The organism is Micromonospora sp. NPDC005367, assembly GCF_040606825.1.
Lineage (GTDB): Bacteria > Actinomycetota > Actinomycetes > Mycobacteriales > Micromonosporaceae > Micromonospora.
The window spans coordinates 35,814-57,363 of sequence record NZ_JBEXFP010000024.1 but is presented as its reverse complement, the minus strand read 5'-3'; the positions used below and the strand labels follow the sequence as shown (position 1 = coordinate 57,363).

General features: G+C 72.3%; 23 protein-coding genes and 2 pseudogenes. 11 read left to right on the top strand and 14 right to left on the bottom strand.

What is annotated here, in order from left to right; all coding sequences use genetic code 11:
• Positions 1–66: 66 nt before the first annotated feature.
• Together ABZS42_RS18435 and ABZS42_RS18430 are read right to left on the bottom strand one after the other, a co-directional pair.
• The gene (locus tag ABZS42_RS18435) at positions 67–780 is read right to left on the bottom strand and encodes a hypothetical protein (protein WP_355146717.1); all 714 of its coding nucleotides are present in this window, start codon (positions 778–780) and stop codon (positions 67–69) included.
• 69 nt (positions 781–849) lie between these two features.
• Positions 850–1,932, bottom strand: a complete 1,083-nt coding sequence (locus ABZS42_RS18430; RefSeq protein ID WP_355146716.1) for a Gfo/Idh/MocA family oxidoreductase — start codon at positions 1,930–1,932, stop codon at positions 850–852.
• An 83-nt stretch (positions 1,933–2,015) separates the two neighbouring features.
• Here ABZS42_RS18430 and ABZS42_RS18425 point away from each other — a divergent pair.
• The 3 genes and pseudogenes from ABZS42_RS18425 to ABZS42_RS18415 all read left to right on the top strand — a co-directional run.
• A pseudogene (locus ABZS42_RS18425) lies at positions 2,016–2,162 on the top strand (hypothetical protein); the annotation flags it as partial.
• 230 nt (positions 2,163–2,392) lie between these two features.
• A complete protein-coding gene (locus ABZS42_RS18420) occupies positions 2,393–2,635 on the top strand; it encodes an SDR family oxidoreductase (protein ID WP_355146770.1) in 243 nt (80 codons plus the stop codon).
• A complete protein-coding gene (locus ABZS42_RS18415) occupies positions 2,604–3,539 on the top strand; it encodes a MerR family transcriptional regulator (RefSeq protein WP_355146768.1) in 936 nt (311 codons plus the stop codon). Before ABZS42_RS18420 ends, ABZS42_RS18415 begins: the two co-directional genes overlap by 32 nt.
• 197 nt (positions 3,540–3,736) lie before the next feature.
• Here ABZS42_RS18415 and ABZS42_RS18410 read toward each other — a convergent pair whose 3' ends face one another.
• Positions 3,737–4,036 (bottom strand): putative quinol monooxygenase, encoded by a 300-nt coding sequence (locus ABZS42_RS18410; RefSeq protein WP_355146714.1) that lies wholly within the window; start codon positions 4,034–4,036, stop codon positions 3,737–3,739.
• A 189-nt stretch (positions 4,037–4,225) separates the two neighbouring features.
• On the opposite strand from ABZS42_RS18410, the gene ABZS42_RS18405 reads away from it, so the two are divergent.
• Together ABZS42_RS18405 and ABZS42_RS18400 are read left to right on the top strand one after the other, a co-directional pair.
• Complete coding sequence (locus ABZS42_RS18405; RefSeq protein WP_355146712.1) at positions 4,226–5,419, top strand: peptidoglycan DD-metalloendopeptidase family protein; 1,194 nt, start codon at positions 4,226–4,228, stop codon at positions 5,417–5,419.
• A 52-nt stretch (positions 5,420–5,471) separates the two neighbouring features.
• Positions 5,472–6,848, top strand: coding sequence for an N-acetylmuramoyl-L-alanine amidase (locus ABZS42_RS18400; protein ID WP_355146710.1), 1,377 nt, complete (start codon positions 5,472–5,474; stop codon positions 6,846–6,848).
• 97 nt (positions 6,849–6,945) lie between these two features.
• Here the strand turns inward: ABZS42_RS18400 and ABZS42_RS18395 are convergent, their stop codons facing one another.
• The 4 genes from ABZS42_RS18395 to ABZS42_RS18380 all read right to left on the bottom strand — a co-directional run bounded on the left by ABZS42_RS18395 (position 6,946) and on the right by ABZS42_RS18380 (position 9,966).
• Positions 6,946–7,269 carry a TraR/DksA C4-type zinc finger protein gene (locus ABZS42_RS18395; protein ID WP_355146708.1) on the bottom strand — a complete coding sequence of 108 codons (324 nt, stop codon included), beginning with the start codon at positions 7,267–7,269 and terminating at the stop codon, positions 6,946–6,948.
• Between the two features lie 494 nt (positions 7,270–7,763).
• Positions 7,764–8,165 (bottom strand): DUF2267 domain-containing protein, encoded by a 402-nt coding sequence (locus ABZS42_RS18390; RefSeq protein ID WP_355146706.1) that lies wholly within the window; start codon positions 8,163–8,165, stop codon positions 7,764–7,766.
• 111 nt (positions 8,166–8,276) lie between these two features.
• Positions 8,277–9,500, bottom strand: coding sequence for a GAF domain-containing SpoIIE family protein phosphatase (locus tag ABZS42_RS18385; RefSeq protein ID WP_355146704.1), 1,224 nt, complete (start codon positions 9,498–9,500; stop codon positions 8,277–8,279).
• An 85-nt stretch (positions 9,501–9,585) separates the two neighbouring features.
• Positions 9,586–9,966, bottom strand: coding sequence for an STAS domain-containing protein (locus ABZS42_RS18380; protein ID WP_355146702.1), 381 nt, complete (start codon positions 9,964–9,966; stop codon positions 9,586–9,588).
• Positions 9,967–10,065: 99 nt separating this feature from the next.
• Between ABZS42_RS18380 and ABZS42_RS18375 the strand changes: the two genes are divergently transcribed.
• Positions 10,066–10,446, top strand: coding sequence for an ATP-binding protein (locus ABZS42_RS18375; protein WP_355146700.1), 381 nt, complete (start codon positions 10,066–10,068; stop codon positions 10,444–10,446).
• 73 nt (positions 10,447–10,519) lie between these two features.
• Here ABZS42_RS18375 and ABZS42_RS18370 read toward each other — a convergent pair whose 3' ends face one another.
• The 3 genes and pseudogenes from ABZS42_RS18370 to ABZS42_RS18360 form a co-directional block, all read right to left on the bottom strand.
• Positions 10,520–12,106 carry an MDR family MFS transporter gene (locus ABZS42_RS18370; RefSeq protein ID WP_355146698.1) on the bottom strand — a complete coding sequence of 529 codons (1,587 nt, stop codon included), beginning with the start codon at positions 12,104–12,106 and terminating at the stop codon, positions 10,520–10,522.
• A 37-nt stretch (positions 12,107–12,143) separates the two neighbouring features.
• Positions 12,144–12,767: a TetR family transcriptional regulator gene (locus ABZS42_RS18365; RefSeq protein WP_355146696.1), complete on the bottom strand. Its 624-nt coding sequence runs from the start codon at positions 12,765–12,767 to the stop codon at positions 12,144–12,146.
• Positions 12,768–12,839: 72 nt separating this feature from the next.
• A pseudogene (locus ABZS42_RS18360) lies at positions 12,840–13,719 on the bottom strand (LysR substrate-binding domain-containing protein).
• Positions 13,720–13,832: 113 nt separating this feature from the next.
• On the opposite strand from ABZS42_RS18360, the gene ABZS42_RS18355 reads away from it, so the two are divergent.
• Positions 13,833–14,579, top strand: coding sequence for an SDR family oxidoreductase (locus ABZS42_RS18355; protein ID WP_355146694.1), 747 nt, complete (start codon positions 13,833–13,835; stop codon positions 14,577–14,579).
• A gap of 115 nt (positions 14,580–14,694) precedes the next feature.
• Positions 14,695–15,825 carry a magnesium/cobalt transporter CorA gene (gene corA, locus ABZS42_RS18350; protein ID WP_355146692.1) on the top strand — a complete coding sequence of 377 codons (1,131 nt, stop codon included), beginning with the start codon at positions 14,695–14,697 and terminating at the stop codon, positions 15,823–15,825.
• A 151-nt stretch (positions 15,826–15,976) separates the two neighbouring features.
• Here corA and ABZS42_RS18345 read toward each other — a convergent pair whose 3' ends face one another.
• On the bottom strand, positions 15,977–16,162 hold the full coding sequence (locus tag ABZS42_RS18345; protein ID WP_355146690.1) for a hypothetical protein: 186 nt from the start codon (positions 16,160–16,162) through the stop codon (positions 15,977–15,979).
• A 274-nt stretch (positions 16,163–16,436) separates the two neighbouring features.
• Positions 16,437–16,952 carry a 2'-5' RNA ligase family protein gene (locus ABZS42_RS18340; RefSeq protein WP_355146688.1) on the bottom strand — a complete coding sequence of 172 codons (516 nt, stop codon included), beginning with the start codon at positions 16,950–16,952 and terminating at the stop codon, positions 16,437–16,439.
• A gap of 80 nt (positions 16,953–17,032) precedes the next feature.
• Between ABZS42_RS18340 and ABZS42_RS18335 the strand changes: the two genes are divergently transcribed.
• The 3 genes from ABZS42_RS18335 to ABZS42_RS18325 all read left to right on the top strand — a co-directional run bounded on the left by ABZS42_RS18335 (position 17,033) and on the right by ABZS42_RS18325 (position 20,130).
• Entirely contained in the window at positions 17,033–17,545 is a 513-nt protein-coding gene (locus ABZS42_RS18335) for a DUF664 domain-containing protein (RefSeq protein WP_355146686.1), read from the top strand.
• Between the two features lie 123 nt (positions 17,546–17,668).
• Positions 17,669–18,070, top strand: a complete 402-nt coding sequence (locus ABZS42_RS18330) for an SCP2 sterol-binding domain-containing protein (RefSeq protein WP_355146684.1) — start codon at positions 17,669–17,671, stop codon at positions 18,068–18,070.
• Positions 18,067–20,130 (top strand): glycogen debranching N-terminal domain-containing protein, encoded by a 2,064-nt coding sequence (locus ABZS42_RS18325; RefSeq protein WP_355146682.1) that lies wholly within the window; start codon positions 18,067–18,069, stop codon positions 20,128–20,130. The genes ABZS42_RS18330 and ABZS42_RS18325 overlap by 4 nt, the downstream gene beginning before the upstream one ends.
• Positions 20,131–20,166: 36 nt before the next feature.
• Here the strand turns inward: ABZS42_RS18325 and ABZS42_RS18320 are convergent, their stop codons facing one another.
• Positions 20,167–20,976, bottom strand: a complete 810-nt coding sequence (locus ABZS42_RS18320; protein ID WP_355146680.1) for a hypothetical protein — start codon at positions 20,974–20,976, stop codon at positions 20,167–20,169.
• 59 nt (positions 20,977–21,035) lie between these two features.
• Positions 21,036–21,542: a DinB family protein gene (locus ABZS42_RS18315; protein WP_355146678.1), complete on the bottom strand. Its 507-nt coding sequence runs from the start codon at positions 21,540–21,542 to the stop codon at positions 21,036–21,038.
• Between the last annotated feature and the right edge of the window lie 8 nt (positions 21,543–21,550).

Sequence of the window (21,550 nt, the reverse complement as noted above, 5' to 3'; positions counted from 1 at the left end):
GCACCGCCCTGGCGCGGTACCCGGCTGCCACGATTCCCGCCGGTCGAGGCGGGGCCTCCTCGACGGTCAGCTGAACCGTTCGGTGGTCACCGGAATGAGCCCGGCCAGGCGCACGGTGGAGGTCAGCTCGTGCAGCACCGGCCCGACGGTGGCGTCGACGGCTTGGGCGAGTTCCACGGTCAGGTCGACCGCCCAGGCGACGCCCCCGCCGATCCGGCGCATCGTCCAGCTGAATCGGTCGTCGCCGGAGCTGCCGTGGCCGGCGGGCATGCCGCCGCCGGGGGCACCGGCCGGCCGCCAGCGGGCGGCGAGCCCGGCCATCCGGTCCGCGGGCAGCTCGCCGACGAACAGGACGCGGTACACCCGCCGCTCGTGGCAGCCGTCCGGTGGCTGTGTGTCGCCCAGCCGCAGCGGTGCCGCGGCCGGGAAGACCTGACGGTCGTGCAGGTGGGTGCGCAGCTCCCGCTCGTCGGGCAGCGGCCCACCGCCGAGCCGCCGGTGGGTGCGGTCGGCGGCGTCCCGCGCGACCGGTCGGACCCGGGCGCGCACCTCCGGCGCAGCGCGCATGGCCCGGCCGACCGACGCGGAACTCCGCCAGCCGGCCGCCGGCGTCCAGAGCGCGCTGCCCAGCCCGACCGTCCACCAGTCGGGCGCGCGGACGAACTCCTCGACGACGACCGCCTCGGCGCGCTCAGCGGGCCCGTCCGGTCGGTCGAGCAGCAGGTAGTAGTCCAGTGGCAGCGCTCCGGCGGCCGGTGACACCCGCGTTTCGACGGTCATCCCGGCACCTCCCGTGGCCACGGCCCGCCCGACCGGGGCACGGTACCGCGAGCCCGGCCGGACCGTTGGTCAGCGCGCCGTCGAGGGCGGTACGGGAAGGACCGCACCCTCCGCGGAGGAACGGTGCGCCAGTTCGATCAGCGAGACGGTGTCGACCGAGTCCCGCGCGTCCACCGGCATCGGCCCACCGCCGCGCAGCGCGGTCACCACCTGCTCGTAGAAGCTCTGGTAGCGGCCCGGCTCGGTCGGCACCGGCCGCAGGTCACCGTCGACGCCGAACTGGCCGTACCGCTCGGGAGCGACCTCGCCCCAGCCGGTGTCGCCCGGCCGGCCGCCCTCGCGCAGCGCGTCCTCCTGCGGGTCCAGCCCGTACGTGGTGTAGCCCGCGCGATCACCGAGGACGCGGAACCGCGGGCCGAGCTGCGGGGCGGCGGCGCTCATCCACAGGTGGGAGCGGACCCCGCCGGCGTGGGTCAGCGCCACGAACGCGTCGTCGTCGACCTGCGCGCCCGCACGCCGGCGATCCACCTCGGCGTAGACGTGGGAGGCCGGCCCGAAGAGCTGCACCGCCTGGTCGATGAGGTGAGCGCCCAGGTCGTAGAGCGCGCCGCCGGCCTCGTCCGGGGCGGCGTTCTCCCGCCAGCCCGGCTTGATCGTCGGCCGCCAGCGTTCGAACCGCGACTCGAAGCGGGTGACCCGTCCCAGCTCGCCCTGCTCGACGAGGCGGCGGACGGTCAGGAAGTCCCCGTCCCAGCGGCGGTTCTGGAAGACGGTCAGCGGTACGCCCCGCCGAGCCGCCTCGTCGACCAGTTCCCGTCCCTCGCTGGCGGTGGCGGCGAGCGGCTTGTCGACCACCACGGCCAGGCCGGCGGCCAACGCCGCCCGGGCCATCGCGACGTGCTGCCGGTTCGGGGTGGCCACCACGACCAGGTCCAGCGCCTCGGGCGAGCGCCACAGCAGCTCCGCGTCGTCGACCAGGCGGGCGTCGGGGTGATCCTGCCGGACCTGCCGCCGCCGCTCCGGATCTCGGGTCACGACGGCGTGCAGCCGCAGCCCCGCGGTCGCGGCTATCAGCGGGGCGTGGAACACCCGGCCCGCCAGCCCGTAACCCAGCAACGCCACCCGCAACGGTGCTTGCGCCAAACCCGTCATGCCATCCTCCGGAGCCCAGGCGACGTCCTGGTGACGCCGGCCCGGCGGCACAGAATCTACGCGGGCAGCGGGACGGCAGTCGCATGACGACGATCACCCGCCCGGACCGTCCGAACTGTCACAGCCGTTCGTACTGGTGGCGCAGCAGGGCTGCGGCGGTGGCGGCCTCGTCCAATCCGCCGCCGGCCGCGGTGACGCAGATGAACGGCCTCGAGCGGCAGCTCGGCGTGCAGCTGCTCGTCCGCAGCAGCACCGGGGTCCAGGCCACCGAAGCGGGCGCGACGCTGCTCACCGAGGCCCGCGCGGTGCTCGCCCGGTACGACCAGGCGCCGGCGGCCGTCACCCGGCACACCGGGCCAGGTGAGGCCCGGCTCCGGCTCGGTATCCCGCTGGAGCGCCCCGCCGACCTGCTGTCCGGCCCGCTCGCCGACCTGGCCGACCCGTATCCGGCCACCGCGCGATCGTCAACGTGCCGACCATGGTCGCCGAGTTCGGCGGCCCGGGCTTCGGCCTGTACGGGTCGAGCAAGGCGGCGCTCGTGCTGCTCACCAGGTCGTGGGTCGCCGAGTACGGCTCGCACGGTGTCCGGGTCGACGCGGTCAGCCCGGCCGGACGCCCCGACGGGACGGGTACTTGCATCTCCCCCGAGGGGAGGCGCGAAGGTGGAGGGCATGAACGGCGACACGCGGTACTCGATCGGTGAGCTGGCCCGCCGTACCGGGTTGACGGTGAAGACCATCCGGTTCTACGCCGACCGCGGCATCGTGCCGCCGACCGGACGTAGCCCGGCCGGTCATCGACGGTACGGGGTGCAGGCGCTCGCCCGGCTGGAGATGGTGCGGACGCTGCGCGGGCTCGGACTCGACCTTCCGACGATCGGCCGGATCGTCGATCGCGAGATCCCGCTCGCCGAGGTCGCCGCGGCGCACGCCGACGCCCTCGCCGTCCAGATCCGGTTGCTGCGGCTGCGCCGAGCGGTGCTCGTGATGGTCGCCAGACACGAATTCACGACCGAGGGGATGGAACTGATGCACAAGCTGGCCACGCTCACCGAGGAGGAGCGCGAGCGCCTGGTGGGCGACTTCCTCGACGCCGTGTTCGGCGGGGTGGACACCGACCCCGCCTTCGCCGGTCTGCGCCGTTCGTTGACCCCGCAGCTGCCCGACGACCCGGAGGACGAGCAGGTCGAGGCGTGGATCGAGCTGGCCGAACTCGCCCAGGACCGGGACTTCTGTGCCGGGATGCGACGCCTGGCGGAACAGTACGCGGCAGACCGCGCCGACGGCGCGGCCACCGTGGCGCGCCCGGACGCGGTGGCGATCGTTCGTGCCGAGGTCGGACCGGCTCTGGCAGCCGCGGTCGAACCGGACTCGCCCGGCGCGGACACCGTGGTCGCCGCGATGACCGGGCGGTACGCGCGGCTGTGCGCTCGTCCCGACGACCTGTCGTCACGGCGTCGGCTGCTGGCCCGGCTCGATGCGGCGAGCGACCCGAGCCGCGAGCGGTACCTGCGACTGCTCTCGGTGGTCAACGACTGGCCGGCGACCGACAGTCTGGCGCCGGTGCTCGACTGGTCGATCCGGGCGCTGCGGTCCCGCGGCGTGTGAGGGTCGCTCGGCTCGCCCGCCGGCGGGTGAGCGTGCCTCCGGTCGGCTCGGCCGCCGGGCGGCGTTAGGGCGCGGCGGAGCGGACCGGCGGCGTTAACGCGCGGCGGAGCGGACCGGCGGTGGGCGGTGCGGCGGAGCGGACCGGCGCGGTGCCGGCTCAGCGGCGCGGCGCCCGGCGACGGCCGTCCGGGCGGTCGTCACACGCCGAGGCCGCCCACGACGGTCATCTCCTGGCTCGCGAACTCGCCGGTGAGCAGGGGCATGGCCCGGGCGATGGCGGCCTTCGCCTCGGGCAGTTGGAGAGACCGGTCGTGGTGCTCCTTCGAGTCCCAGATCTCGCTGACCCGGATCAGGTCCGGGTCGTCCTCCGCCACCCCCACGGCGTAGAGCCGGCAACCGGCTGCACGCAGGCCGTCGGCGCCCTCCAGCAGGATCGCCACCACCTCGTCGCGGTGCCCCGGGCTGGTTCTCATCGAGTTGAAGTAGCCGTATGCCATCGCACGTCCCCACGTCGAGCCGATGCCTCCGCGGGCAATCCTGCCCGGCCGGTACGACATGGCCACGCGACCCGCCGCGCATACCGTCCTGGCGGATGTAGGAAAGCTTCTCCGCAGCGATTGACTTCGATGCTTTGTGACACAACAATCTTCGGTTATATCCATAAGCATCGATTTGAGGTCACGATGATGCACAGTCGACGACGAGCCAGTGACGCGGTGCTGGCCCTGCTGACGGTCACCGGGCTGCTGCTCGCGGCCGCGCCGGCAGCCGCGGCGGCCACCACCGTCACCCCGCCGGTCGCCGCGGCACCGGACACCGACTCCCTCACCATCGCGGTCACCGGCAAGCTGCTCACCACCGTCGGGTCGGCGGCGACGACGGCGGCGCAGACGCGGATCACGGTCGACCGCAGCGGTGCCGGGTGGGCCTTCGGGACAGCGGTGGCCCTGGCGCCATCGAAGGTGGACGCGCATCCCACCGGCGCGATCTTCGTCGCCCGCGCCGAGCGCGGCGCATGGCGGGTCGCGTTCGACGGCGAGGCGGAGTTCGCCGCCCTCGCCACCGCGTCGCCCCTGGTGACGAGCCAGGAGAAGGCGGCCTTCGGCAACCCGCCGGCCCCTCTCTACGCGGGCGGCGACTACCGCACCGGCATGGCCCTGCCGTTCGCGGTCGGGCAGACGTGGACGCTGACCAGCGGCCCGCACGGCTGGGGCGGCAGCGAATCGCCCTACAGTTCCGTCGACCTCGCCGGCGGCGACCAGGTGGTTCGCGCCGCCCGTGCCGGTGCCGCGTACACCATGTGCCAGGGCTGGATCCGAGTGATCCACGACCGCGGTTACTCCACCGACTACTACCACCTGTGGAGCAACATCTCGGTCAACGGGGCGAGCGTCGCCCAGGGTGCCTTCCTCGGCTACACCGGCACCGACGTCACCTGTGGCGGGGCGGCCTACGGCCGGCACGTCCACTTCGGGCTACGGCAGAACAGCGCGTACGTCCCGATGGCCGACCACGACATCGGCAAGTGGGTGTTCGCCAACGGGGCCTCCGCGTACCAGGGCGGGGCCCGGCACGGCTCGGCGTGGATCGGCGCAGGCGGCGCCATCTACAACCACGGGGCGCTCGGGCTCAACCAGGCAGTGGTGGACGCCAACGGGGGCGGCACCCTGACCCGGCGTGCCGGTCCCGGCACCGGGTACGCCGCGGTCGGCTCGCTGGGCGACGGCGCCACCGTGACGATCTCCTGCTCGGCGAACGGCACCACCCACACCGGGCGATACGGCGCCACCGCGCTCTGGAACCGGCTCAGCGACGGCAGTTGGGTCTCCGACGCGTACCTGTGGACCGGCGTCAACGGTCCGCTCAACGGCTGGTGCTGACCGGCGTGTCCGTCGGCTGCCGCCGGGTGGCCGACCGTGGAAAGGAGTGGCAATGACCGCAGTCGGCACCTCCCGCCGCGCCCGCCTGGCGCTCGGCGGCGCACTCGCCCTGCTCACCGCACTCGGCGGTACGACCACTGCCGGGTCGCCGGCGGTCGCCGACCCGGTCGGCGTGCCGTCGACCCCGCTGGGCGCCGCCTTCGACACGGCGGCGAGGCGGTACGACGTGCCCCGCGACCTGCTCGTGACGATCGGGTACACGGAGACGCGGCTGGACATGAACGCGGGCTCGGTGAGCGCCTCCGGTGGGTACGGACTGATGCACCTGGTGAGCAACCCGGAGCGGCACACGCTCGACGAGGCCGCCGCCCGCACCGGGCTGGATCCGGTCGCGCTGCGCACCGACCCGACGGCGAACGTGCTCGGCGCGGCCGCCGTGCTCCGCGCGTACGCCGACCAGGCGGGCCTGACCGCGACGGCGCGCGACGACCTCGCCCGGTGGTACGGGCCGGTCGCCCGGTACGGCGGCGCGGGCACGGCGGTCAGCGCCCGCCGCTACGCGGACGCCGTGTTCGACGTGCTGCGCGGCGGATTCACCGCCGAGCGCGGCGAGACGGTGGCGGCCCGAGCCGTGACGCCGCAGCGCGGGAAGCTGGAGCGGGCCGGTGACCTGGGCACGCTCAGCACCGACTACCCGCCGGCCGCCTGGGCGCCGGCCAGCACCAGCAACTACACGGTGGCCGGTCGGCCTGCCAGTCACCAGATCGACCGGGTCGTCATCCACGTGACCCAGGGTTCATACGCCGGCTCGATCAGCTGGTTCCAGGACCCCGCCGCGCAGGTCAGCGCGCACTACACGTTCCGCTCCTCGGACGGTGCCGTCACCCAGTCGGTGCGGGAGAAGGACATCGCCTGGCACGCCGGCAACTGGACCTACAACACGCAGTCGATCGGCATCGAGCACGAGGGGTACGTGGACAACCCGGCCTGGTTCACCGACGCGATGTACCGGGCCTCCGCCGCGCTCACCCGCAGCCTCACGGCGAAGTACGGCATCCCGCGGGACCGGGCGCACATCGTCGGGCACGTCGAGGTGCCCGACGCCACGCACACCGACCCGGGTCCGAACTGGAACTGGACCTACTACATGCAGTTGGTCAACGGCATCACCGGCATCGGCTCCGGCACCGTCACCACCGGGTCGGGCAATCTCAACGTGCGCTCCGGCCCCGGCACCGGGTACCCGGTCGTCGGCTCCGTCGCCCCCGGCGCCACGGTGAGCGTCTACTGCCAGACCGCGGGCACCACCGTCACCGGCCCGTACGGCACCACCGACGTCTGGAACCGGATCGGCACCAACCGCTGGGTCTCCGACGCGTACGTCCTGACCGGGCACGACGGGTACATCCCGGGTGTGCCCCGCTGCTGAACCGATCCGCCGCCGGGGTGGCCTCACCACCCCGGCGGCGGGCACGCCGTCCGCGGACCGATCGTGGCGTCCGGCGCCGCGTGACCCGCACGACGGATCAGCGGTTCTGCTTCTGCTGGCAGGGCACGCAGAAGCGGGCGTGCGGCAGGATCTCCAGGCGCTCGGCCGGGATCTCGCCCCGGCACCGCTCGCAGACCCCGTAGGTGCCCTCGGCGACGCGCCGCAGCGCCCCCGCGATCTGCTCGATGCTCTGCCGGGTGGTGGCGATGAGCGCCTGCCGGGTGTGGGCCTCGCCCGGGTCGCCGGTGTCGGCGGTGAGTTCGGTCAGTCTCGTGGTCTGGGCCTCGAACTCCTTGCTGAGGGATGCGTGCAGGTTGTCCAGCCGGTCCTGGTCGGCTCGCCGGTGGGTTCCGGTGCTCATGGCGACGTCTCCTTGTCCGGGTAAAAGAAAAAGGGCCGAAGCTGTGTAGCTTCGCCCTTGGCGTCCGTTTCTGGGGGTGAACGGTTCCGCCGGTGGGCCACGGCCCGGAACGGGGCTTGGCAGGCCGTGGATGGCCAGGGTGAGCGCGATGCGTGCGCCGAGGAAACGACCTCCCGGCAGCGCGGTGCGGACCGGCCGGTGGGCAGCGCGAAGCACCGTCAACGTCGTGACGGTGGCGGCATCCTTACCGACCGGTGGCATCCGACCACCATAGGTGGCCGTCGGCGTAAAGCCAACCGCCTTCGGAGTATCAGTCGGCCAGGATCGGGATCGGCTCCGGCGGGCGCAGCCGCGCCGTCGCTGCGGGTCGCCGCCCCACGCGTGCGGCGGGAGCGGGAAAGCCGAGCCCGCCGAGGACGTCACCGGAGTCCAGCAGCAGAGCGGCGTCGAGCCGCCGCTCGCCCCGGACGTCGAGGGTGGGAGCCGGTCCCCGGTCAGCTTCCGCGTGGGCCGTCGTACCGGCCGGCGGAGTCGGTGAGCTGCCAGAATTCGGCGGGCAACTGGGTGACGACGTCGTCGTACGCCCCGGGTGGGATCGCTTCGCGCAGCGTGTCGAAGACCGCGCGTACACCGTCCCGAGCCGTCGAGCCGTCCACCTCGGCCCGCCCGCTGACCTGGTTGATGAACGAGTCGAAGCTGAATCGTCCGGTCTCGCCGGCAGGCCCGTGGGCGTACCCCTGCAACTCCTCGGGCAGTTGGGCGGCGAGGTCCTTGGCCTCTCCGCTCTCGATCCGCTCGGCCAGCGTGGTGAGCGTGGCCCGCGTGATGGCGGTCGCCTGCTCGGGCGAGGTCCGCAGCCGTTTCGCCACGGAGTCGATGAACTCGTTGTTCTGCACGTTCGCCGCCCTTCTCTGGAACGGACAGCGGCGTCTACCCGCGTGCCGGGGGCGGCAAACCGCTGGGCGGGCGGCCGGCGCCGCCGCACGCCCAAGGTCCGCCGGTGGCGGTCAGGCCGCGCCGTCGGTACGCCGTACGGCCATGACGGCGACGTCGTCGGTGGCTTCCTCCTCGGCCAGCAGGGTGGCCATCGCGGTGCTGCACATCGCGTCGGCCGGCTGGCAGGTCAGCGACCGGAGCAGCAGGTCGATCCCCACGTCCAGCGGGCGGGTGCGTCGTTCGATGAGCCCGTCGGTGTAGAGGAAGAGGCAGCCACCGGGCGCCAGTTCGGTGCGGGTGCTGTGCCGGGGAGCGCCGGGGTACGCGCCGAGCGGAAGGTCCGGTTCGACCGGGATGAGCCGGGTGCCCTCGCCCGGCTCGGCGACAAGCGGGGGCAGGTGCCCGGCGCTGGCGATGGTGAGGCTGCGCAGTGTGGGGTCCAGGACGGCGTAGATCGCGGTGGCCATGGCGCCGGGCTCGAAGAGCTGCACCTTACGGTCGAGGCGGGTGAGCACGTCGGCGGGTTCGTCGCTCTCCAGCGCGTACGCCCGCAGCGCGCTGCGGATGCGCCCCATGACGACGGCCGCGCGCAGGCCGTTGCCGGCGACGTCGCCGATGGCGACCCCGACGTGCCCGGACGGCAGTGGGAACAGGTCGTACCAGTCGCCGCCGACCCCGACCGCGGTGCCGGGGACGTAGCGTGCGGCCACGTCGAGTCCGGGCACCGTCCGCGGGCGGGCGGGCAGCAGGCTGCGTTGCAGCGCCACCGCGGCGGCCCGGTCGAGCCGCGACAGTCGGGCCTGGGTGGCCAGGCTGGCCCGGTCGGCGACCAGCCGGAGCAGGTCGACGTCGTCGGTGGTGAACCGTCGCGGGGTCAGCGTGCCGACGTGCAGGACGCCGATGACCTGGGAACCGTTGAGCATCGGCACGCCCAGGACGGAGGCCACCCCGCGGGTGAGCAGGATCGCATTGACGACGTTGGTCCGGTCGATGTGCTCGATCATGAGCGGCTCGCCGCGGGCGGCGACCGAGCCGGCGAATCCGCGGCCGATGGGCAGTCGTACGCCCTGGCGGACCTCCTGCTCCAGGCCGCTCGCGGCGGTGGCGACCAGCTCCTCGCCGTTGGGGTCGACCAACAGGATCGCGGCCGTGTCGGCGTGGAGCAGGTCGCGGGTGCGTTCCAGCAGCTCGTCGAGCAGGTCCTCCAGGCCGAGCTGGGACAGCGCGGCGTCGGTCACCGCCTGCAGTCGCCGGAGCTTCTCCTCACTGCTGGCGTGCGAGGTGTCGCTGCTCATCACCGTCGCTTCCTCACCGGGGCACCGGCCCGCATGCCGGCGTCCGATCGTACCGGGTGTGTCGCCCGCCGCCGCCGCAACGCGACTACCCGCCCGCCGGCGTGGAGAGGTGGTCCCACACTCCCGTCAACCGCAGGAGTTGCCGGACCATGCCCTGCGCGTTCGTGACGTGGTACGGCTTGCGCTGGTCGTCGGCGAGTCGCCGCCCTTTGAGCAGGGCGTTGATCCCGGCCGAGTCGAGGAAGGTGACTTCGGCGAGATCGACGGTGACCGCCGAGGCGCTGCTGGCGATGGCCGCCTCGATCTCGTGTTGCAGGTCGTCGGCGGTGGAGAGGTCGATCTCACCCCGCGCGGTCACCGTGACACCCTCGGCGTCAGGATGGTCGGGGTTCGACAGCGGCACGCCCTTCTCCTCTCGGGTCCCGGACTGGGGGAACGTGCCGACTTTATAGTGAGTCACCGGCATCGTGACGCCTCGGGCGAAGAACGCCGGTGGTGGTTAGGCTCCGGCGGTGAGGACCTTGTGGATGTGACATCAGCCGACCAGCCGGATTCGCGTCCGGCGGTGGCGACCGTACGCGGTGTCACGGCACCCGGCGTCGCGGCCGTCCGGCACCGGGTGACCGACGCGGCAGTGAACGCCGGCCTGGACTCCGACAGCGCGGACCAGTTCACCATCGCCGTCAACGAGGTGGTGATCAACGCGATCCAGCACGGTGGAGGCACCGCCGACGTCACCATCGAAGTGGGCCTGGGTGCGGTGGTGGTCACCGTACGCGATCATGGCGGCGGCATGTCCGCCGATGTCTCCCCTCGCCTGCCCTCGCCGCAGACGCTCGGCGGTCGGGGACTCTGGCTGGTGCAACGGCTCTGTGCGGACGTCACCATCGATACCTCTGCCGAGGGCACGGTCGTCACACTGAGTGCCTTCGCGACCCCGAGGTGACCGACGATTCGTGGCCCTGAAGGGTCCCGCGGCGCGGTGCCGGCGCCGCGGGACCCCGTCCCGGTGGGGGTTGTCAGTGAGACATGGCGGCCGCCTGGGCGGCCTCCTCCTGGGCCCGCCGCTCGTCACCACTAAGGGTGTGCAGCGGCTTTTCCTTGATGAAGAGAACCACGACCATCGCGAGCAGTGCCAGCGGCGCGCCGATCAGGAACAGGTCGGCGGTGGCGATGCCGTAGACGTCCTGCACGATCCGCAGCACCGGCTCGGGCAGCTTGGTGAGGTCGGGGACCTCGTTGGTCGAGCCGCCGCCGGACGCGGCCGGCCCCAGCTTCTCGGACATCAGGGTGGTGATCCGGTTGGCGAGCACGGCGCCGAGTGCGCTGACGCCGATGGCGCCGCCCATGCTGCGGAAGAACGTCAGCACGGAGGTGGCCGCGCCGAGTTCCTGGGCCGGGACGTCGTTCTGGGCCGCCAGCACCAGGTTCTGCATGAGCATGCCGACGCCGATGCCGAGCACGGCCATGTAGATCGACAGCACGACGACGCTGGTCCGCGCGTCGATGGTGCCGAGCAGGACCATGCCGGCGGTCATGATCGCACCACCGGCGACGAGGAACATCTTCCAGCGCCCGTACTTGGTGATGAGCTGACCGGCGACCGTCGACGAGACGAGCAGACCGAAGATCATCGGAAGGCTCATCAGGCCGGCCACGGTCGGCGTCTTGCCGAGCGAGATCTGGAAGTACTGCGACAGGAAGACCGTGCCGCCGAACATCGCCACGCCGACGAGGACACTGGCCACCGTGGCCAGCGAGACCGTCCGGCTCCGGAAGATCCTCAACGGGATGATCGGCTCGGCGGCCCGGGACTCCACGAACACCGCGACGGCCAGCAGGACGACGCCGCCGACGACCATCAGCGCGCTCCAGCCGGACGCCCAGGCGAACTTGTTGCCGGCCAGGGACGACCAGATCAGCAGCAGCGAGACGCCGGTCGTGATCAGGAGCGCGCCGAGCCAGTCGATGCGTACCTTGCGCCGGGTGACCGGCAGGTGCAGCGTCCGCTGGAGCAGGAAGATCGACAGCAGGGTGAACGGGACGCCGATCAGGAAGCACCAGCGCCAGCCGAGCCAGGACGTGTCGACCAGGACACCGCCGATCAGCGGTCCGGCGATGGTGCCGACGCCGAAGACGGCGCCGAAGATGCCGGCGTACCGGCCGAGCTCCCGCGGCGGGATCATGGCCGCCATGACGATCGTGGCCAGGGCGGTCATGCCGCCCGCGCCGACGCCCTGGACGATCCGGCTGATCAGCAGCACTTCGACGTTCGGGGTGAAGCCGGCGATCAGCGAGCCGATCACGAAGAGCGCCAGGGACGACTGGATGAGCAGCTTCTTGCTGTAGAGGTCGGCCAGCTTGCCCCAGAGGGGCACGGTCGCCGTCATGGCCAACAGTTCGGTGGTGACGATCCAGGTGTAGACCGTCTGGCTGCCATGCAGGTCGGCGATGATGCGCGGCAGTGCGTTCGCGACGACCGTGGATGCGAGGATCGACACGAACATGCCGACCATCAGTCCGGAGAGGGCCTGCAGGACCTCCCGCGGGGACATGCGTGCCGGGGCGGCCTCGACCGCGTCGATCGGCGCGGTGGGTGCGGACATCGGGTTCCTTAACTCGTCGGTACGGAAGGGATGGAGGTCAGGGTGCCGGGTGCGGATCCGGCAGGCCGGCGGCGAGCGTCTCGAACGCGTCGTCCACCAGGTCGGACAGGGAGCGGGCCCCGTCGCCGGCGGCCCAGCGGAGCATGACCGACCGGAAGGCGGCGCCGGCCACGGCGGCGAGCAGGGCCGGAAAATGATGATCAGGAGGTACGCCGACGCGGTCGGCGAGCAGTTCCGTCATCGTCCGTTCCGTTTCGACGCCGGCGGCGACCAGGCGGGGCAGCAGGGCGGGGTTCCGTTCGATGACCACCATCCGTAGCAGCCAGCGCTCGCGGTCGGCCTGCATCCGGTCGATCATCTCGCCGAGGGCCGAGCGTACGGCCGCGAGTGCGGGCACCTCCGGCGGCACCTGGGCCAGCCGGGTCAGGAAACGGGCGCTGTCGACGGAGTGGTCGGCGACGAGGGCGTCGTCCTTGCAGGGGAAGTAGTTGAAGAACGTCCGCGAGGAGACGTCCGCCGCCGCGCTGATCTCCTCGACCGTCACCTGTTCGAGCCCGCGTTCGGCGACCAGGCGCAGCGCGGCGGTGGCCAGCGCGTCGCGGGTCTGCTGCTTCTTGCGGTCCCGTAGTCCGACGGTCTGCACAGCGGGATGGGCGGTCACCCGGACAACCTAGGTAGAACTTTCAGCTCCGGCAAACTTTCGCGGTGTGAAGTGAGATGGCTAACGCCCCCGTCACCCATGGCGCGGCGTGCCGAGCCGGTGCGTCTCCACGGCGATGGTCAAGAACTGCCGCACCAGGCGGCTGCGGCTGTCCGCGGCCCACGCGAGGCAGACCCGGTTGGGGTCGATGTCGTGTACGACGCTGTGCGTGACGTCGGGTCGGCTGTAGAAGAGGGCCGTGGACAGCGGCAGCACGATGATGCCGCGCCCGGCCGCCACGTACTCCAGCTTCTCCTCCACGGTCAGCGCCGGCGTCTCGGTCGCGGGCCGGGTGCCCCGCCGGTGGGGGTCGCCCCGCCACTCCGGGACCGCCGCCGGGTTCTGCAGGAGCTGCTCGCCCCCGAGTTCCTCGATGCCGACCCGTGGCCGGCCGGCCAGCGGATGGTCGGCGGGCACCACGACCACCCGGGCCTCCTCGAACAGTGGCTCCAGGGCCAGATCACGCTCGTCGATCGGAAGCCGGACGTATCCGACGTCGACACGGCCGTCCCGGATGACCTCGGTCTGGGTGTCCCAGCTGGTGCGGACCACCTCGACGTCCAGCCCGGGGTTGGCCTCGCGCAGGGCGCGCACCTCCCCGGTGACGGTGAGGCCGGGCATGAACCCCACGGTGAAGGTGCCGGCGCCACCGCGGGCGGTCGCGGCGACCCGCCGTTGCACGGCGGGTCGCCCGGGCCAGCAGCGGACCGGCCTCCTCGCGCAGCTGTTCGCCGGCCGGGGTCAGCTCGGTGCGCCGCCGGTCGCGGACCAGCAGGGTCGCGCCCAGCTCCCGCTCAAGCGCCCGGATCTGGCGGGAGAGCACCGGCTGGGCGATCCGCAGCTGGGCGGCGGCCCGGCCGAAGTGCCGGTGCTCGGCGACGGCGAGGAAGTACCGCAGCTTCCGGAGGTCCAGGTCGGCGGGCATGTCAATACCTTACGGGTATCACAGGAGGCCACAGAGGTCTTGGACGCCGGGTCGCTCCGGCGCGCAGGGTGGTGCCAGGACATTCGCGAGAAGGGCACACAGTGGCATCACAAGACCTCGGCTCCCAGCACGTCGTCGTTCTTGGCGGCACCTCCGGCATCGGCCTCGCCACGGCGCGCGCGGCGGGCGCCGCCGGGGCCACCGTCACCGTCGTCTCCAGCAACCCGGCCAGCGTCGATCGGGCACTCGCCGAACTGCCGGAAAGCGCCCGCGGCCACGCGGTCGATCTGACCGACGCGGCCGCGGTGGGTCGGCTCTTCGCCCGGCTCGCCGACAGCGGCACCGTGCTCGACCACCTCGCCTACACCGCCGGCGAGCCGCTGGCGCTCATGCCGCTGGCCGAGCTCGACCTGGGGCGGGCCCGCGAGTTCTTCGCGCTGCGCTACTTCGGCGCGCTCGGCGCGGTGCAGGCCGCGGCGCCGTACCTTCGCGACGGCGGCTCCATCACCCTGACCACCGGCACCGCGGGTAGCCGCCCCGGACCGGGCTGGTCGGTGGCGTCCAGCATCTGCGGGGCGACCGAAGCGCTCACCCGGGCACTCGCCGTGGAGCTGGCCCCCCGCCGCATCCGGGTGAACGCCGTCCGTCCCGGCGTCGTCCGCAGCCCTCTCTGGGGCGGGATGGACGAGGAGGTCCGGGAACAGCTGTACCGCCAGACCGCCGACGCGGTTCCGCTGGGCCGGGTGGGCGAGGTCGACGACGTGGCCCCGGCCTATCTGTTCTGCATGGCCGACTCGTTCGTCACCGGCACGATCATCACCGTCGACGGCGGCTCGCTGCTCGCCTGAGCGGCCGGGCGGGCGGTTTCGGTGGCCGGAAGGTGGGGATGTAGAGCGACCCGGCCGGCGTGGTGAGCGGGGCGCCGCCCGTGCCGTCCGCCGGGCAGCAGTGGGGGAGGTGTTCATGGTCGGCGACGGTCACCTCCCGGAGGAGGAGGGCGGCTTCGGCCGCCGCCTCGACGAACACGAGCACGAGCCGGGCGGGTGGTGGCCGCAGGAGCCGCAGAGCGGCCCCGGAGGGCTGGTCGACAGCGCCGTCTACGCCCACGGACACCGGCACGCCTCGCCGCCCACCCTCGCCGACACGTACCGCTGCCTCCAGGAACTGGACGACGGGATGGCCTGGATCGGGCTCTACCGGCCGGGCCGCGAGCAGATCCTCTCCCTCGCGCAGGAGTTCCGGCTGCACGACCTCGCGGTCGAGGACGCGATCAACGCCCACCAGCGCCCCAAGCTCGAACGGTACGGGGACACTCTCTTCATCGTGCTGCGCGCCGCCCGCTACGTCGACGTACGCGAGGAGGTCGAGTTCAGCGAGGTGCACCTGTTCATCGGCCCGGGCTTCGTCATCACCGTCCGGCACGGCGAGGCGCCCGACCTCGCCACCGTCCGGGGCCGGATGGAGGGTGAACCGGGGATGCTGGCCCGTGGTCCGCAGGCCGTGCTCTACGCGATCCTCGACCAGGTGGTCGACGGGTACGCCCCGGTCGTGGCGGGACTGGAACACGACATCGACGAGATCGAGACGGAGGTCTTCGGCGGCGACCCCAACGCGAGCCGGCGCATCTACGAGCTGAGCCGCGAGGTGATCCAGTTCCAGCGGGCCGCCCGACCGCTGCTCGGCGTGCTGAACGCGCTCGCGGCGGGCTCCGGCAAGTACGGCACCGACGAGGAGCTGCAGCGCTACCTGCGGGACGTCAACGACCACCTGACCCAGGTGGTGGAACGGGTGGACAGCTTCCGCCACCTGTTGCAGAACATCCTCACGGTCAACGCCACCCTGGTCTCACAGCAGCAGAACGAGGAGATGCGCAGCCTCACCGCGGCCAGTTACGCCCAGAACGAGGAGCTGAAGAAGGTCTCCTCGTGGGCGGCGATCCTGTTCGCACCCACCCTGATCGGCACGGTCTACGGCATGAACTTCGTGCACATGCCGGAGTTGCGCTGGCGGTTCGGGTACCTCTTCGCGATCGCGCTGATGGCGCTCGTCTGCGGCACCCTCTACCTGATCTTCAAGCGGCGCGGCTGGCTGTGATCCAGGCGCAAGCCATCGCCGATCCGGGCGCGGGCCGGCGTCGATCCGCGCACGGGCCATCGTCGATCCGGGTAACGGATCATCGTCGATCTGCACGCGGACCATGGTCGGATCTCGTGGACGCCGCGTCGCGTTCCGAGAGCCGTGCCCGCTACTCGAAACCGCGCAGGATGTGGCGCTCGTCCTCGATGTCGTCCTCGTCGGCGCCCATCCTGCCGAGCAGGGCCGCGGCGGCCCAGATCGAGAGGGGGGTGGAAGGTCCGGTGGTGCCGGCGACCTGCGCGTCTTCGCTGGTCTGGCTCGATTCGACCGGTGGCGCGCTGCGTTGAGCCTGCATGGCGATGCCTCTCTCTTGCAGCCGTGACCCCTCGGAGCCCACCGACAGCGGCGGTGGGCGGCAGGTGGGCGGATCCCGCCCCCTCGCGGCCCGCACGCCGGCCTGTGACACGGCTCACTCGAACGATCCCACGCCAGGGAGCGTCTGCACACGCGGTTTCCCATTACCCGACTCGTGTCGTCCCGAACCAGGCTCCCCGGCGACCTGCCCGCCCCCTCGTCGAGCGGGTGGGCAGATCGCCGCAGGTCCCGGTCGGTCGAGGGCGGCGGGGTGCTCAGGGCAGGGGGCAGGAGATGCCGCGAGCGTGGTCGGTGAGCGCCGCGCCGACGACCGTCGCCTCCAGCGGCAGCATCTCCAGGCAACGTCGTACGGCGGCGGCCATCAGCGCGTTCGGCACCCGCATCGACAGCGTGCAATGTGGCACCCAGCGCCCCGGCTGGTAGTGCTCGACCAGGGTGACGCCGGCCGCCGCGAGCCGGGCGTGCACCTGCCGGTGGTGCGTGAGCAGCTCGGCGGTCGGCGTCGGACCGAGCCAGAGCACCCGGCCGACGAACTGCCCGACGTGCTCGAACGACAGCCGCAGCGGCGCCGCGACCACCATGCCACGCAGCGCTTCGCCGACCCGTTCGGGATCGAACCGGGGCGCCACCGCGAGTGACACGTGCGGGCGGTGCCGCTGCTCCAGCAGGGACCGCATGCTCTGCACACCCTCGGACTCCAGCGCGTCCCAGAGCACCCGGATCCGACGGGTGGCGTCGGTGTCGAGGTAAAGCTCCAACGCCGCGACCACGTGATCACGGTAACGGGCAGGTTTGGTCGGGATGGCTGGCGGTACCAGGGAGCGAAGGCGATCCTCGGGAGGCGTACGACATGGACGTGAGCGACCTGCTGATCGAGACGTACGACCGGCTGCCCGACCTGGTCCGCGGCGCGGTCCACGGTCTCGGCCCGGAGCAGCTGCGCCAGACTCCCCATCGCGGCGCCAACCCGGTGGGCTGGCTGGTCTGGCACCTGACCCGGGTCCAGGACGGCCACCTGGCCGAACTGCTCGACGCCGAGCAGATCTGGGTGACCGGTGACTGGGCGGGCCGCTTCGGCCTGGCCCGCGCCGACCCGGGCGACACCGGATACGGGCACACGCCCGAGCAAGTCGCCGCAGTCCGGCCGGAGAGCGGGCAGGTGCTGCTCGACTACTACGACGAGGTGCACACCCGTAGCCGGCGGTTCCTCGCCGGGTTGCGGGCCGAGGACCTGGACCGGGTGGTCGACACCTCGTGGGACCCGCCGGTGACGCTCGGGGTCCGACTGGTCAGCGTCATCGAGGACGACCTCCAGCACGTCGGCCAGGCCGCCTACGTCCGTGGGCTGATCGAGACGGGCTGACCGCGCCCACGATCAGCCGCCCGCGTCGGGTTCACCCGACCCGAGGCCGTGGACTCACCCGTCGCGGGTGAGCCGGACTCACCCCCACCACTGGGAAGGTGACCGGGCGAGGGGAGGAGACCGATGGGCACGACGGCCGTGGAGCACCTGCTGGCGCTGACGCCCGAGCGGCGTCCCGGGATACCGGAGACGTTGAACGGGACGCTTCGCCTCGACATGTACCAGGACGGCTGGACCCAACACTGGTACCTCACCGTCACCGACCAGCACGTCGAGGTCGGCCGCTCGGCCGACGACGCCGACCTGGTCCTGCGGGCGCACCGGACGGTGTTCGACCGGTTGGCCGCCGGGCAGCTGCGCGCCCCCGCGGCGATGCTGCGAAACGACATGACCGTCGAGGGCGACATGCGGCTCTTCGTGGTGTTCCGCCGCATATTTCCCGGCCAGGCGGGCGCCCAGCACCCTCGCGAGGTCGCCCGGCAGCTCGCCGCCGACCCCGCCAGCGGACGGGATGGTGACCGATGAGGCCGGAGCGGGTGTACGTGATGGCGGGGAACGCCTTCGCCATCAGCGACGGACAGGGCGACATCATCGTCGACCCGCACGACCCCATCGGCTACTTCGCGTTCGACACCCGGTTCCTGTCCCACTGGGTGCTCAAGGTCGACGGTGAGCGGCTGAACGCCCTCTCCCGCGACGACATGACGTACTTCGAGACCCGGTTCTTCCTGGTGCCCGGGGCGGCCAGCCACTACGTCGACACGGACGTCTCGCTGATCCGGCATCGGTCCATCGACGAATCCTTCCAGGAACGCATCATCGTGCTCAACCACTCCGCCGAGCCGGCCGAGTTCACCGTCCGGCTGGACGTCGGATCCGACTTCGCCGACACCTCGGAGATCCAGCAGCCGCGTACCCGCGACGTCTCGGTGGTCGCTGACTCGGAGCGGCGCCAACTGCGGTTCCGATACACCCGCGACCGGTTCGTCCGCCAGACGGTCGTCACCAGCACCGCCCCGGTGGACGTGGACGAGCACGGACTGACGTACCACATCCGCATCGAGCCAGAAGGCGAGTGGGTCACGGACCTGCACGTCGCGACCCACATCGAGGGCGCGGGCGGTCGTGACCTGCGGGCCGGCCTGGAGGAGCACCGGGAGCACGTCCGCCGGACCATGCGGGAGGATCTCCGGGAGTGGCTCGACCGGGCGCCGCTGCTGGTCTCCGAGCGGCCGGAGCTGACGGCGACGTACCGGCAGTGCCTCGTCGACCTCGCCGCGCTGCGCTACGTCCCGCTCGTCAAGTCGGGGATGGTGCCGGTGGGCGGCCTGCCCTGGGGAATGGCCCTGTACGGGCGGGACGCGATCATCACCTGCCTGCAGACCCTGGCGTTCCTTCCCGAGCTGGCCAGGTCGACGCTGTACAGCCTCTCCACACTGCAAGGGGACCGGCTCGACGACGAGCACGACGAGGAGCCGGGAAAGATCGTGGCCGAGCTGCGCTACGGCGAGGCGGCGGCGTTCGGCGAGGAGCCGACGGCCCTCTACTACGGCGCGGCGGACACCACACCGTTGTTCGTGGTCCTGCTCGACGAGTACGAGCGCTGGTCGGGCGACGCCGACCTGGTCCGCGAGCTGCGGCATCCGGCCCGGATGGCGCTGGACTGGATCGACGAGTACGGCGACCTCACCGGTGACGGCTACCTGCGATACCTGAGGCGCAGCAACCGCAAGGGGTGGGTCAACCAGGGTTGGCGTAACTCGCCGGACGCCATCGCCTACGCCGACGGCCGGCTGCCGGGTCAGCCCCGGGCGACCTGCGAGCTCCAGGGCTACGCGTACGACGCCAAGCGACGCGGCGCGCGGTTGGCCCGGGAGTTCTGGGGCGAGCCGGAGTACGCCGACCGGCTGGAACGGGAGGCGGCGGAGCTGAAACGGCGGTTCAACAACGACTTCTGGCTGCCGCAGACGGAGTACTACGCGCTGGCGCTGGAGCCGGACGGCACGCCGGTCGACGCGTTGTCGTCGAACATCGGGCATCTGCTGTGGAGCGGCATCGTCGAGGAGGAGCGGGCCCGCGCGCTCGCCGCCCACCTGGTCGGCCCGGATCTCTTCTCCGGCTGGGGCGTGCGAACGTTCGCAGCCGGGCAGCACCGGTACAACCCGGTCGGCTCGCACCTGGGTGCGGTCTGGCCGTCGGACAACGCGCTGATCGTGGCGGGGCTGCGCAATTACCGCTGTGACGCGGAGGCCGCCCGGATCGCGTCGGGCATCTTCGACATGGCGTGCACGCTCGGCGGCTCGGTGCCCGAGGTGATCGCCGGATACGAGCGTGAGGTGACCAGGTATCCGATCCAGCTGCCGGCGGCCGGCCGACCCCAGGCATGGTCCTCTGGCGGGTTGCTGATGCTGCTCGCCACTCTGCTCGGGCTGCGGCCCAGCGGCGAAAACCTACTGGTGAGCCCCGTGCTGCCGTCGGGGTTCGGGCGGATCGAGCTGTTGGACATCCCCGGCCGCTGGGGGCATTCGGACGCGTACGGGCGGGACCGCGGCAACCTGCGGGCGCGACGCCCGCGGATGCGCTGAGCGTACGCCTCTCGGCCGGCTGCTCCGGGGACCACGTCAACGGTGGGGGCCGGCCAGGTTTGGCGGGTCGTCGGCCGGCGGGGTCCGATGTTCACGTTCGTCCGGACGGCCAGGAGGCTCGGTGGGTGGTGTCACGGACCGCGCGTGCGGACGGGCAGAGGTACTGACCTGGCCGGGAGGTGTGGCCTGCCGAGCGTCGTCGGCGAGCATCCGGTCGCAGAAGGCGGGCACCCGGGACCGGCCACCCGCGGCCGCGACGAGACCGGCGAGGGCCGGGCTGCCGAGCGCGTCGGGGTCGTCGTCGGCACGGTAGGCGCGGCAGAGGCCCGGAAGGGCGACCTCGGGAGCGGGCCGCGCCGTCCTACCGGGCTCCGCCGGTGCCGCCGGTGCGGTGGTACTGCCCGGCGGCACCGCGCTCGCGGTCGGCGCCGGTACCGACGAGGCCGGGACGCCCGTCGGCGGCGCCGGTACCGACGACGCCGGGACGCTGGTCGGCGGCGCCGGCCGAGTCCCGGGCCAGGTGCCGGGGGTGGCGAGTGCGATCCCACCGGTTGCGGCCAGGGCGAGTGCGGCGACGCCCGCTCGCGCCCCGAAACGGATGAGGCCGCGGCCGGCCGCGGCACCCACCAGAGGTGCGTCCGGCCGCGGCCGCGGGCCCGGTGCGTCGGCCAGAGCCCGGCGGTACGCCATCAGCGCGGCAATCTCGCCGCCGAACTCGTGCGGTTGCGGCTCGGCACGCACGGCCAGCAGGAGCGGCACGATCGGATGTGCCTCGGCGCGCGTGGCATCGACGGGACCGTCGAGCAGCCGTTCGACGGTCTCCTGGTCCATCCGCTCTGCGTTCATCTCGTGTCGGTCAGCGCCGTACGCCCACGAGACGTCACATCACGTCGCCCGCCGGCTGGTCAGCCCATGGTCTTGGCCCCGTCGATCGCCTCGCGCAGGATGTCGGCGTGCCCGGCGTGCTGCGACGTCTCGGCGATGACGTGCAGCAGCACCCGCCGGAACGACCAGCTCGCCCCCGGCTCGAACCAGGGTGCGACCGGCAGGGGGTGCGTGGAGTCGAGGTCGAGCGTGGCCACCAGCTCGTCCGTGCCTGCCGCCACCCGGGCGTACTCGTCGAGCAGCTCGGTGATTGTCTCACCCTCGTGCATCCGGAACTGGTCTTCCCAGTCGATCGGGGTGCTCTGCATGCCATCCGCGCCGTCGACCGCGAATCGCATCCAACGCTCCTCGGTGCCCGCGACGTGCTTGATCAGACCGCCGAGGCAGAGCTCGCTGACGGTGGTGCGGGTGGCCGCCTGTTCGTCGGTGATGCCCTCGACCGTTTGCCGCAGGAAGCCACGGTGCCGGCGGAGCGTCTGCAGGAGGTCCGCCCGTTCGCTGGTGATGATCTGTTCCACGGTGCTCATGGATGTCG